At 66.4% G+C, this 12,075-nt stretch carries 10 protein-coding genes; 5 read left to right on the top strand and 5 right to left on the bottom strand.

Annotated features, from left to right (window positions below; all coding sequences use genetic code 11):
* The 3 genes from VDP82_RS06880 to VDP82_RS06870 form a co-directional block, all read left to right on the top strand.
* A partial coding sequence (locus VDP82_RS06880; protein WP_323014111.1) for a sugar ABC transporter ATP-binding protein occupies nt 1–1,119 on the top strand: 1,119 nt, incomplete at its 5' end.
* Nucleotides 1,100–2,101, top strand: coding sequence for an ABC transporter permease (locus VDP82_RS06875; protein WP_323014110.1), 1,002 nt, complete (start codon nt 1,100–1,102; stop codon nt 2,099–2,101). The genes VDP82_RS06880 and VDP82_RS06875, both read left to right, overlap by 20 nt.
* A gap of 50 nt (nt 2,102–2,151) precedes the next feature.
* A complete protein-coding gene (locus VDP82_RS06870) occupies nt 2,152–3,102 on the top strand; it encodes a substrate-binding domain-containing protein (protein WP_323014109.1) in 951 nt (316 codons plus the stop codon).
* Nucleotides 3,103–3,412: 310 nt separating this feature from the next.
* On the opposite strand, the gene VDP82_RS06865 is transcribed toward VDP82_RS06870, so the two are convergent.
* Genes VDP82_RS06865 through VDP82_RS06855 form a run of 3 tightly spaced genes read right to left on the bottom strand, consistent with a single transcriptional unit; the run spans nt 3,413 to nt 6,274 of the window.
* The gene (locus VDP82_RS06865) at nt 3,413–3,613 is read right to left on the bottom strand and encodes a heavy-metal-associated domain-containing protein (RefSeq protein ID WP_323014108.1); all 201 of its coding nucleotides are present in this window, start codon (nt 3,611–3,613) and stop codon (nt 3,413–3,415) included.
* Between the two features lies 1 nt (nt 3,614).
* Nucleotides 3,615–4,025, bottom strand: a complete 411-nt coding sequence (cueR, locus tag VDP82_RS06860; RefSeq protein ID WP_323014107.1) for a Cu(I)-responsive transcriptional regulator — start codon at nt 4,023–4,025, stop codon at nt 3,615–3,617.
* Nucleotides 4,022–6,274, bottom strand: a complete 2,253-nt coding sequence (locus VDP82_RS06855; RefSeq protein WP_323014106.1) for a heavy metal translocating P-type ATPase — start codon at nt 6,272–6,274, stop codon at nt 4,022–4,024. Before VDP82_RS06855 ends, cueR begins: the two co-directional genes overlap by 4 nt.
* A gap of 205 nt (nt 6,275–6,479) precedes the next feature.
* Here VDP82_RS06855 and VDP82_RS06850 point away from each other — a divergent pair, with 205 nt between their 5' ends.
* Nucleotides 6,480–7,199 (top strand): Crp/Fnr family transcriptional regulator, encoded by a 720-nt coding sequence (locus tag VDP82_RS06850; protein WP_323014105.1) that lies wholly within the window; start codon nt 6,480–6,482, stop codon nt 7,197–7,199.
* Nucleotides 7,200–7,298: 99 nt separating this feature from the next.
* Here VDP82_RS06850 and cydC read toward each other — a convergent pair whose 3' ends face one another.
* A complete protein-coding gene (gene cydC, locus VDP82_RS06845; RefSeq protein ID WP_323014104.1) occupies nt 7,299–8,948 on the bottom strand; it encodes a thiol reductant ABC exporter subunit CydC in 1,650 nt (549 codons plus the stop codon).
* Nucleotides 8,945–10,663, bottom strand: coding sequence for a thiol reductant ABC exporter subunit CydD (cydD, locus tag VDP82_RS06840; RefSeq protein WP_323014103.1), 1,719 nt, complete (start codon nt 10,661–10,663; stop codon nt 8,945–8,947). The genes cydC and cydD overlap by 4 nt, the downstream gene beginning before the upstream one ends.
* A 183-nt stretch (nt 10,664–10,846) precedes the next feature.
* Here cydD and VDP82_RS06835 point away from each other — a divergent pair.
* Nucleotides 10,847–12,075: cytochrome ubiquinol oxidase subunit I (locus tag VDP82_RS06835; protein WP_323014102.1), on the top strand; the 1,229-nt coding region annotated here is incomplete at its 3' end.

Below are 12,075 nucleotides of genomic sequence, written 5' to 3'. Positions count from 1 at the left end.
CCCGACGCGCGCATCAGCACGCTTTCGGTGGCCGACAAGCAGATGGTGGAAATCGCCAAGGCCATCAGCCGCGATGCGCGGGTGCTCATCATGGACGAGCCCACCGCCGTGCTGTCGGTGGCCGAGACGCAGACGCTGTTCGAACAGATCAGGCGGCTGACGGCGCGCGGCGTGGCGGTGATCTTCATTTCGCACAAGCTCGACGAAATCATGGAACTGGCCCAGCGCGTCACCGTGCTGCGCGACGGGCAATTGATCGCCACCATGGGCACCGAGGCGCTGACCCCCGATTCCATCGCCCAGATGATGGTGGGGCGCGAGCTGTCCAATCTCTATCCGCCCAAGCACGAGCCCGATGTCGACGCGCCGCTGGTGCTGAGCGTGCGCGGGCTGCAAGCCAAGGGCGTCAACAATATCTCCTTCGATCTGCGCAAGGGCGAAATCCTCGGCTTTGCCGGGCTGATCGGCTCGGGGCGCACGGCGGTGGCCGAGGCGGTGGTGGGGCTCACCCATCGCAGCGCCGGCGAGATCGAGCTGGACGGCAAGCCGGTGCAGTTCAGCCGCGTGGCGCAATCGGTCGATGCGGGGCTCGCCTATATGACCAAGGACCGCAAGGGCAAGGGCCTGCTGCTCAATATGGGCCTGCGGCCGAACCTGACCCTGCTGACGCTCAAGCGGCACCTGAAATTCGGATTTCTGGACGGGGCGAGCGAAGAGCGGGCGCTGGAGCGCGCCACGCGCCGCTTCGACATCAGGGCGCGCGACGCCTCGGTGGCGGTGGGCCGGCTTTCGGGCGGCAACCAGCAAAAGCTGATGCTGGGCAAGACCATGGAAAGCGAGCCCGACATCATCATCATGGACGAGCCGACGCGCGGCATCGATGTCGGCACCAAGCAGCAAATCTATCACATCATCGCGGCGCTGGCGGCCGAGGGAAAATCGATTCTCCTCATTTCCTCGGAAATGCAGGAGGTGATCGGCCTCAGCCATCGCGTGGTGGTCATGCGCGAGGGGCGTATCGCCGGCGTGCTGGAAGGCGCCGAGATCACCGAAGCGGAAATCATGCGGTACGCCGCCGGCATCAAGCAGAGTGGACAGGATGAGCGCATCAGTGCCTGATATTTCGGTCAAATCCAGGCGCGCCTTCCGGCTCGACCTCAAGACGGTGGGGCCGCTGCTGGCGCTGGCCCTGCTGGTGCTGCTGGGCATCTCGCTCAACGAGAATTTCCTCAGCTACAACAATCTCACCAATGTGCTGGCGCGTTCGAGCTTCATCGGCATCATCGCCATCGGCGCCACCTTCGTCATCACCGCCGGCGGGCTCGACCTGTCGGTGGGCTCGATGGCGGCGGTCACGGCGGGCGTCATGATTATCGTCATGAACGCGCTGATCCCCTCCATGGGCGTCAGCGTCGGGGTGGTGCTGATCGGCATGCTGGCGGGCCTGGCCATGGGCGGGGCGGCCGGTGTCGGCAACGGTCTGATGGTAACGCGCGGGCGCATCGAAGCCTTCATCGTCACGCTGGGCACCATGGGCATTTTCCGCTCGCTGGTGACGTTCCTGGCCGATGGCGGCACGCTGTCGCTCAATTTCAACGTCGCGGACCTCTACCGCCCCGTCTACTACTCCGGCATATTGGGCGTTCCGTGGCCCATCATCGTCTTCGCGCTGGTGGCCATTGGCGGCGAGATCGTCATGCGCCGCACCGCCTTCGGGCGCCATTGCGCCGCCATCGGCTCCAATGAGCAGGTGGCCCGCTATTCCTCGATCAACGTCGCCAATGTGCGGCTCATCACCTATATCATGCAGGGCGTTCTGGTGGGCGTGGCGGTGCTGCTCTATGTGCCGCGCCTGGGCTCGGCTTCCAGCACCACCGGCGTGCTCTGGGAGCTGGAAGCCATCGCCGCCGTCATCATCGGGGGCACCACGCTCAAAGGCGGCTATGGCCGCGTCTGGGGCACGGTGGTGGGCGTGGTCATCCTCGGGCTGATCGGCAACATCCTCAATTTGCAGAGCTTCATCAGCCCTTACCTGAACGGGGCTTTCCAGGGCGTCATCATCATTCTCGCGGTTCTGTTGCAGCGCGGGCGCGGCAACTAGCGGGCCTATTTTCACATCGCCCGAACACGGGCAATTTTGGGAGGACTGACATGAAACTGGTGAAATCCCTATTGGCGGCGGCGGTGCTCACCACCGGCCTGGGCGGGCTTGCCGCGGCCCAGGACAAGGTGACCATCGGCGTCTCGGTGCCGGCGGCCGACCATGGCTGGACCGGGGGCGTGAACTATTTCGCCCAGCAGACCATCGACCGGCTGGGCAAGGCCTATCCCGATGTCAGCTTCGTCTTCGCTTCGGCCGCCGACGCGCCCAAGCAGATCGCCGATATCGAGGACATGGTTTCGACCCGCAATATCGACGCCCTGGTCATCCTGCCGGGCGACCCGGACGCGATGACCTCGGCCATCAAGCAGGTCAAGGATGCCGGCAAGTTCGTGACCGTGGTCGACCGGCAATTGTCCATCGACGGCGTGGAAGACCTCTATGTCGCCGGCGACAATCCGGGCCTGGGCGCCAATACGGCGGAATATTTCAAGCAGGCGCTGCCCGATGGCGGCAATATCGTGGTGCTGCGTGGCCTGCCGATCCCGATCGACCAGCAGCGCGTCGATGCCTTCATGGCCGGCATCGAGGGCACCCAGATCAAGGTGCTGGACGACGAATTCGCCAATTGGAACCGCGATGACGGCTTCAAGGTGATGCAGGACTTCCTGACCCGCTTCCCCGATATCAAGGGCGTGTGGGCGCAGGATGACGACACCGCCGTCGGCGCCATCGAGGCGATCAAGCAGGCCGGGCGCGACGGGGAGATGTTCATCGTCGGCGGCGCCGGCATGCAGCAGATGATCCAGCGCGTGGCCGATGGCGATACGCTGATGCCGGTCGATGTCAGCTACAACCCGGCCATGATCTCCACGGCCATCGAGCTGACCACCGCCCACTATACCGGTCACGTGCCGGTGGCGGGCCGCTACATCCTGGAATCGACCCTCATCACCAAGGACAATGCGGCTGAATATCTGGATGCGAACAGCCCGTTCTGATTGGGTTTGGACGAGACGGAAAGGGCGCCTGCGGGCGCCCTTTTTGTTTGAGAGGCGGTGGATGTGGCCCCACCCCCTCCCAGCCTCCCCCATCAAGGGGGAGGTGTGACTCAGCGCTTGTGGCACTCTCGTGCCCACTCACCGAACGGCACCTCCCCCTTGATGGGGGAGGCTGGGAGGGGGTGCGTGTGGGGCAGGATGCTTCCGCTCACGTCTTCACTTGGCGGAGGCGTGGATTGCCGGGACAGGCCCGGCAATGACGGTGGGGTAGGGCGGTGGCTTAGCCACATCTCTCTGGGGGAGAGGGTGGTTACGCCGCTTCGGGCGTGTATCCGGCCTCGCGGATGGCCTCTTCGCCCTTGGCGCGGTCGCCGGAGAAGGTGACCTTGTGGGTGGCGAGGTCGACATCGATCTCGGCGCCGGGCAGGGCGGTTTCCAGCGCCTTGCGCACGGTGCCCACGCAATGCCCGCAGGTCATGTCGGAAACGAGGAAGACGGATTTTTCGGTCATGTCAGCGTCCTTTGGTTGCGCCGGAGAACCCGGCCAGGTCGTCGAGGATGGGGCAGTCGGGGCGGCTGTCGCCGCCGCAGCAATGCACGAGGTGCCTGAGGGTGTTCACCATGCCCTCAAGCTCGGAAATCTTGGTTTCGAGCGCCGCGATATGGTTGGACGCCACCGCCTTGACCTCGGCGCTGGCGCGCGACTTGTCCTGCCACAGCCCCAGAAGCGTGGCGGTCTCCTCCACCGAAAAGCCCAGCGTGCGGGCGCGCTTGACGAAGCGCAGCACATGCACCTCGTCTTCGCCATAGACGCGGTAATTGCTCTCTGTCCGGTCGGGCGGGCGGATCAGGCCGATGGATTCGTAGTAGCGGATCATCTTGGCCGATACGCCCGAGGCCGAGGCGGCTTGTCCGATATTCACGGCGTACTCCCCTTGATGGCGCGCAGGCGCTGGGCGTTGCCGACCACGAAGACCGAGCTGAGCGCCATGGCGCCGGCGCCGATCATCGGGTTGAGCAGGATGCCGAAGGCGGGATAGAGGATGCCCGCGGCGACGGGAATGAGCAGCACATTGTAGCCAAAGGCCCAGAACAGGTTTTCCCAGATGTTCTTCATGGTGGCGCGGCTGACGGTGAGGGCATTGAGCACGCCCTTGAGGTCGCCGCCCAGCAGCACCACGTCGGCGCTTTCGATGGCCGCATCGGTGCCATTGCCCACGGCAATGCCGATATCGGCCTCGGCCAGGGCCGGCGCGTCGTTGATGCCGTCGCCCACATAGGCCACCGGGCCGAGGGCGCGCAGGCCCTTGAGCGTCGCCACCTTGTCGGCGGGCAGCACCTCGGCGCGCACCTCGTCCATGCCCAATTGCCGGGCAATAGCCTCGGCGGTGCGCCGGTTGTCGCCGGAAATCATCGCCGTCTTGAGGCCCATGTCATGCAGGGCTGCGATCACCGCCTTGCTGGTCGGCTTGAGGCTGTCGGCCACCACGATGGCGGCGGCGGGCTGGCCGTCGATGGCGGCAAAGACCGGCGACTTGCCCTCATTGGCCAGCCGTTCGGCATCGGCGTCGAAGGCGGAGAGGTCGATGCCCTTGAGGTGCCGGGCCGAGCCGATGACCACGCGGCGGCCATCGACCAGGGCGCTGACGCCATTGCCGGCGGAGGACTGGAAATCCTCCACGGGGGGCAAGGCGAGCCCTTTGGCCTCGGCGGCGGCGACGATGGCGGCGCCGGTGGGGTGCTCGGAGCGGGCCTCGACGGCGGCGATGGCGGCGAGAAGCGCGTCGGCCTCGAAGCCTGGGGCAGGGATGAGGTCGGTCAGCGTCGGCTTACCCTGGGTAAGCGTGCCGGTCTTGTCGAAGGCGATCACGCGGGCGTCGCGCAATTGCTGGAGGGCCTCGCTCTTGCGGAACAATACGCCCAATTCGGCGGCGCGGCCGGTGCCCACCATGATGGAGGTGGGCGTGGCCAGGCCCATGGCGCAGGGGCAGGCGATGATGAGCACGGCCACGGCATTGACGAAGGCAAAGCTATAGGCCGGCTCGGGCCCCCAGATTGCCCAGATGGCGAAGGTGACCAGCGCCAGCGCGATGACCGCGGGCACGAACCACAGGGTAATCCTGTCGACGACGCCCTGGATGGGCAGCTTGCCGCCCTGGGCTTCCTCGACCATGCGGATGATCTGGGCCAGCATGGTGTCGCCGCCCACCTTGGTGGCGCGGAAGCGGAAGGCGCCGGAGGTGTTGAGCGTACCCCCGACAACGGACGCGCCGACGCCCTTGGAAACGGGCAGGGGCTCGCCGGAAATCATCGATTCATCGATATGGCTGGCGCCCTCGACGATCTCGCCGTCGACGGCGATCTTCTCGCCCGGCCGCACGACGACAATGTCGCCGATCACCACCTCTTCGGCGGGCAGCTCGATGACGTGGCCGTCGCGCTCGACGCGGGCGGTCTTGGCCTGTTCGCGCACCAGGCGCTGGATGGCCTCGCCGGTGCGGCCCTTGGCCATGGCTTCGAGCCAGCGGCCCACCAGGATGAGGGTGACGATGACGGTGGCGGCCTCGTAATAGACGAAGCGGGTTTCCTCGGGCAGCAACTGCGGCGCGAAGGTGACGATGGTGGAATAGAGCCAGGCCGAGCCCGAACCCAGCGCCACCAGAGAATTCATCTCCGGCGCCCCGCGCAGCAGCGCCGGAATGCCGATGCTGAAAAAGCGCCGTCCAGGCACGAACAGCACGATGCTGGCCAGCACGAAATAAGCCACATAAAGCACCTGCGTAGGCACGACGCCCATCAGCCAGTGATGGAAGGGGGGAAAGGCGTGACCGCCCATTTCCAGAACGAAAAGCGGCAGGGTGAGCAGGGCAGCGATGATGACGTCGCGCCTGAGCTCGGCCGCGTCCTCGTCGTGATGGTGATGGCCGGCATGGGTGTGGGCCTGCGGCGTGGGCGCGCCGCTATAGCCGGCCTTTTCTATGGCCTGGAGCAGCGCCGCCATATCGCCATGCTCGCCCATCTGCACGCTGGCGCGCTCGGTGGCCAGATTGACGCTGGCGGCACTGACCTCGGGCACCTTGAGCAGCGCCTTTTCCACCCGCGCCACGCAGGAGGCGCAGGTCATGCCCGAAATGTCGATGGAAACCGGTTTTGTGTGGACGTGTTCATTCATGCTCTTCACCTCGTCCTCGCTCATATAAAGGTTCCCATCATGGTAAGGTCAAGGGCGGGATGGAAATTGTTGGGGCCGCATGCGGTTCCCTGGGGAAAGCCCTTATTGCAGGGATGGACTGCGGCAGGTTGGCACTGCGACAGTTATGCGGCTTATTGTACGAAGGATGCACACCTATATCGGGGCCGTCAGGAGGCGATCCGCCATGCCATCGGTACGTAACGATATCCACAATTCGTCGGTTCCGGTTCTGTGCCAGAGCTGCGAGGCGCGTCACCAGGGTATTTGCGGCGCGCTGTCCTCCGAGCAATTGCTCACCCTGTCCCAGCATACCCGCCGCGTGCGCCGGCAGGCCGGCGAGGAATTGCTGGCCGATGCCGAACCCATCACCAGCTATGGCAATGTGCTGCGCGGGGTGGTCAAGCTCTCCAAGGTGCTCGAAGACGGCCGCCAGCAGGTGGTGGGGCTGCAATTCGCTCCCGATCTGCTGGGGCGGTTGTTTGCCAGCGAAAGCCGGGTGACCGCCGAGGCGGCCTCGGACGTGGAGCTGTGCATGGTGCCCAAGACGGCGCTTGAGCAGCTGGTGCGCGACAATGCGGCGCTGGAGCATCGGGTGACCTTGCAGGCGCTGCGCGAACTGGACGAGGCGCGCGAATGGATGGTGACGCTGGGCCGCAAGACCGCCGCCGAGAAGGTCGCCAGCTTCCTCTATCTCATCGCCAGCCATATCGACCCCACCCAGGACCGGGTGACGACCTTCGACCTGCCGCTGAGCCGGGCCGATATCGGCGATTTCCTCGGTCTCACCATCGAGACGGTGAGCCGGCAGATGAGCAAGCTCAAGGCCGACGGCGTCATCGAGATCGAGAACTACCGCCATATCTCGGTGCCCGACCTGGCGCGCCTGCGCATGCGCTGCGGCTAGAGCGTTTCCAGCAAAAGCGGATACCGATTTTCCGGTTCGGAAACGCGATAAAATAAAGGCTTAGATCATTTCACTGTTTCTCCTAAAGGGTGAAATGATCTAGGCCAATCTTCCGTTTTCCAGAGCGAGCCGCCGGTCCACCGTGCCCGGCGGAATGCCGGCATGGGTGACGATGAGCACGGTGCGCCCCGCCGCCGCCTGATGCAGCGTTTCAAAGAAGGCGATTTCGGCGGGGCGGTCGAGCCCGGCCGTGGGCTCGTCGAGCAGCAGGATGGGCGCCGCTGAAAGCAGGACGCGCGCGAGACACAGCCGGCGGGCCTGCCCGGCCGAGACGGTGCGCCCGCCCTCGCCCAGAAGTGCATCGAGCCCGCGCGGCAGGGTTTTGACGAAATCGACGATGCCGGCGGCGGCCAGCGCCTGCCAGAGGGCAGCATCGTCGGCGGCGGGGCGGGCGATCAGCAGATTGGCGCGGATGGTGTCGTTGAACAGCGGACTGTCCTGACCCAGAAGGGCGACGCCGGCATGCAGATCGGCCTCCTTCATCTGCGCTATGGGCACGCCGCCAATGGTGATGCGGCCATGTTGCGGCTCATGAAGGCGCAGCAGCAGCGCCAGCAGGCTGGATTTGCCGGCGCCGCTGGAGCCGGTGATGGCCAGATGCTCGCCCGGCGCCACGGTAAGATCGAGCCCGTCCAGCACCGGCGGGCCATCGTAGCGGAAGCTGACGGCGGAAAAGCTGATCGTGGTGTCGTCCGGCCAGGGCTGGGGGCGGGGCGGATCGACCAGGGTCGGCGGTAATTCCGAGAGCGCGGTCAGCCGCTCGGCGGCGGCCATGGCGGTGGTCAGCTTGCCGACGCTGCGCACGATGACGCCGGTGGCCTCGAAACTGCCGATGATGGCGAGGATGAGCCCGGCCAGCACCGGGCCCTCGATGGTTTTTGCCTCCAAGGCAAGCAGACCCGCCCAGAGCGCGGCGGCCAGCGCCAATGCGGCGAGCCCTTGCACGGCAAGGCCGGCCAGGCTGGTGAGCCCGGCCAGATGCGCGCGCGTGCGGGCGAGGCGCCGCGTGGTGGTTGCAAAACCGGTTTGGGCCGTGCCCAGGACGCCCAGCAGGACGAGATCGGCATGGCCATCGATGCCATCGAGCACGCCGGCGCGGGCTTCGGCGGCCTGCCGCACCGCATCGCTGCCGGCGCGGCGGCCCAAAAATACAAGCGCCGCAGGCACGGCGAGCGTGGCAGCGGCAAAGGCCAGGCCATAGGGCAGGGCGGCGGCGGGCAGCAGCCAGCCCAGCAGCGCGGCAAGGGCGGCGCCGGTGAGCAGCGCGGCGAGAATGGGGCCGATGGCGACGAGAAAGGCGGTGTCGAGCGCATCGATATCGGCGGTGAGGCGGCTCACCAGATCGCCATGGCGCAGGCTGCGGTCGCGCAGCGGCAGGCGCGGAAACAGGCGCGAGAAAAGCCAGCCGCGCAGGTCGGCCAGCAGCCGCAGGGTCGCGTCATGGCCGCTGAGACGCTCGCCATAGCGCGCCAGGATGCGGATGAAGGAAAAGCCGCGTACCAGCGACGAGGGCACGAACAGGTTGAAGGCAAGGCCCGCCGTGGTTAGCGCCGCGGCGGTGATGAACCAGCCGGAGGTGCCCAGCAGGGCGATGCCGGCGGCCAGCGTCACCAGCGACAGGATCAGGGCAAGGCCGAAGCCGTGCGCCTGGCGCATGAACAGCCGGCGAAAGGCAAGAAGGGCCTTCATGCGCGCTTCCTTTCGAGGGGGAGAAGAGACTGGCGCTCGAAGCGCCAGGCCCTGTCCATGCGGTCGGCGAGTGCAAGCGAATGGGTGGCGATGACGAGGGTGCGGCCCCGGGCATAATCGAGCAGGGCATCGAGCACAGCCTGTTCAAGCGCCGCGTCGAGATGCGCGGTGGGCTCGTCGAGCAGGATGAGGCTCGCGTCGCGCAGATAAAGGCGCGCCAGCGCGATGCGCTGGACCTGCCCGCCGGACAGGCCGAGCCCGCCTTCGCCCAGCACGGTATCGAGGCCCTGCGGCAGGGCCTGGGCGAAACCGTCGGCCTGCGCCAGCTCGGCGGCGCGGCGAATCTCGGCGCGGCTGGCGCCCGGGCGGGCCAGGCCGATATTGTCGGCGAGCGAACCGGCGAAGATACGCGGCTTCTGCCCCAGCATGGCGACGCGCCCGCGCAGTTCGGGCTCGGACCAGCCCCCAAGCTCGCGGCCATCAAGGGTGATTTGACCTTCATAGGGGCGCAGGCCGGCAATGGCTTCGAGCAGGCTCGACTTGCCGATGCCGCTGGGGCCAAGCAGGGCGACATGCTCGCCCGGTGCGATGGCGAGACCGGCATGGGACAGCAGCAGGCCGGCGCCATCGGGCGTGCGCAGGGTGAGATTGGAAACGCCAAGGCCGAGGGGCCCGGCCGCTTGCGGGGGGTAGTCGACAAGGGGCCGGATGGTTTCGGGCAGTGGGCCGAGCTGGGCCTCGATCTCGCCGATGGCGGCGCGGGCGGCGGCGCGATCGTGATAATGGGCGGCGAGCAGGCGCAGGGGATTATAGATTTCCGGCGCCATGAGCAGGATGAACAGCCCCATTTGCAGGGTGAGGGGCGTTGACCTCAGATGCAGGAAATCGATGAAGGTGAGCCCGACATAAAGCGCGATGCCGGCCACCCCCAGGGCGGCGAAGAATTCCAGCACCGCCGAGGAAAGGAAGGCAATGCGCAATACGCGCAGGGTGCGGCGGCGCAATTCGTCGCTGGCCGCGACGATGCCTGCCGTTTCCGCTTCGGCCCGGCCGAACAGCTTGAGCGTGGTGAGCCCGCGAAGCCGGTCGGCGAAGCGCCCGGTGAGCAGGCTGAGGGCGCGGGCCTGGCGGCGGGTGGCGATCTGCGCGCCCCAGCCGGCCAGCGCCATGAATAGGGGAATGAGCGGCGCGGTGACCAGAAAAAGCAGCCCCGCCACCCAATCGAGCGGCAGGATGACGACGCCGAAGGCGATCGGCAGCAGGCCCGCCTGCGCCAGCGCCGGCAGGTAGCGGGCAAAGAAACTGTCCAGCGCCTCCACCTGATCGATGATGGCGGAGGCGGCGGCGCCAGACTGCGGCAAATCGACCGAGCGGGGCGATGCCGACAGCAGATGCGCAAACAGCGCCCGGCGCACCCGGTCCTTGATGATCTCGGCCGCCTCGGCGCCGGCCCGCTCGCCCAGCGCCCCCAGCGCGGCGCGCAGTAGAAGCAGGGCCAGCATGATGAGGAGCGCTGGAGCCAGGCTGGCCGCCGGCGTGTTCCCCTCGATGGCGCGGCCCAGAATATCGGCCAGAATCCAGGCCTGAGCGACCAGCAGCGCCCCTCCGAGAAGGGGAGCGGCCATGGCCAGGCCCAGCCAGAAACGGCCGAGGCGGGACAGGCGCGACAGGGTCCTGCCGTTCTGCCGGTCGATATCGGGGCTTGTCGCGCTCATCTCGTCTCCGCTGCGCGCCGGGGCCGAAAAAGCCCCGGCGATATCCACCCCGGATGCAAGGCTAGCGGGCCGCGCTCCGCATGTCTTGATCTGGGTCAACGCGGCCCCCGAGCCGTTCCGTGCTATAGGGAAAGCAGAGACGGGGCCGAGTCCCGGCCCCGCCAAGCATAAAGGCAGGCCCTCATGACCGACATGCTTGTCGTCGAGCTTTCCCGCTGGCAGTTCGCCGCAACTGCCATGTATCACTTCCTCTTCGTACCGCTGACGCTGGGCCTGTCGCTGATGATGGCCATTCTCGAAAGCGTCTATGTGATGACCGGGCGCGACATCTGGCGCAAGGCGACCCTGTTCTGGGGCACGCTGTTCGGCGTCAATTTCGCCATGGGCGTGGCCACCGGCGTGGTGATGGAATTCCAGTTCGGCATGAACTGGAGCTATTACAGCCATTATGTCGGCGACGTCTTCGGCGCGCCGCTGGCCATCGAGGGGCTGATGGCCTTCTTTTTGGAAGCCACCTTTATCGGCCTGTTCTTCTTCGGCTGGGACCGGCTGAGCAAGGTGGGGCACCTGGTGGTGACCTGGCTGGTGGCGCTGGGGGCCAATTTCTCGGCGCTGTGGATCCTGATCGCCAATGGCTGGATGCAGAACCCGGTCGGCGCCCGCTTCAATCCCGACACCATGCGCATGGAGATCACCGACTTCATGGCGGTGGTGTTCAATCCCGTGGCGCAGGCCAAGTTCGTCCATACCGTGAGCGCCGGCTATGTGTGCGGCGCGGTGTTCATCTTCGCCATTTCCTGCTGGTTCCTGCTCAAGGGGCGGCATGTCGAACTGGCTAGGCGCTCCATGGTGGTGGCCGCCAGCTTCGGCCTCGCCTCGGCGCTGTCGGTCGTGGTGCTGGGCGATGAGAGCGGGTATCTGGCCACCGAGCACCAGAAGATGAAGATCGCCGCCATGGAGGCGATGTACGAGACCGAGCCGGCCCCGGCCGCGCTGACGCTCTTCGCCATTCCCGGCAAGGACGGCCATCCCGCCTTCGAGGTGCGCCTGCCCTGGGTTCTGGGCATCATCACCACCCGCTCGCTGGATATGGAGCTGCCCGGCATCACCGAGCTGGTAGAGCACGCGGCGACCCGGATCCAGTCCGGCATCACCGCCTATGAAGCGCTTCAGGAGGTGCGCGCCGATGGCGGGGATATGGCGGCGCGGGCGCTGTTCGACGAGCATTCGGCCGATCTGGGCTATGCCCTGCTGCTCAAGAAATATCGGGACGACGTGGAAAACGCCACCGGCGAGGAAATCGCCCTGGCCGCCTTCGACACCGTGCCGGATGTGTGGCCGCTGTTCTGGACCTTCCGCATCATGGTGGGCATCGGCTTTTTCTTCATCGCCTTCTTCGCGGTGTGGTTCTA

Source organism: Devosia sp. (assembly GCF_034675085.1).
Classification (GTDB): Bacteria; Pseudomonadota; Alphaproteobacteria; order Rhizobiales; family Devosiaceae; genus Devosia.
Note: the sequence above shows the minus strand (reverse complement) of the source record. Positions and strands in the feature narration are given on the sequence as shown.